The organism is Arthrobacter pascens, assembly GCF_017052465.1.
In the GTDB taxonomy this organism is placed as follows: domain Bacteria; phylum Actinomycetota; class Actinomycetes; order Actinomycetales; family Micrococcaceae; genus Arthrobacter; species Arthrobacter pascens.
Window position 1 is genome coordinate 1 of sequence record NZ_JAFHKT010000029.1, and the last position, 322, is coordinate 322.

At 70.8% G+C, this 322-nt stretch carries 1 protein-coding gene; it reads left to right on the forward strand.

Going from position 1 to position 322, the window contains the following annotated elements; all coding sequences use genetic code 11:
• Positions 1-96: 96 nt before the first annotated feature.
• On the forward strand, positions 97-322 hold a 226-nt coding region (locus JYA52_RS00125; RefSeq protein WP_276208500.1), incomplete at its 3' end, for a thiamine pyrophosphate-binding protein.

Here is a 322-nt window from a genome sequence, read left to right on the forward strand (position 1 = left end):
ACCCCCAACCACGGCGCGGCACAAACGCTCCCATCGGCTGCTCCGGCCAGCCCGACCGCCAGCCCGACCGTCAGCCCGACCGCCGGCAGCAGCGCCCTGGAATCCGCCGGGCACGTGAGTGTTGACTCCCTTGTGGCCCACGGAGTCGAACGCACCTACGTTGTTCCCGGCGAAAGCTTCCTGGACGTGCTGGACGGGCTGCACGGCTCCGGCATCGAGACCGTGGTCTGCAGACATGAGGGCGGCGCCGCCTACATCGCCGAGGCTGACGGCACGAGGAACCAGCGTCCAGGCGTGGCCATGGTCACCCGGGGGCCCGGTG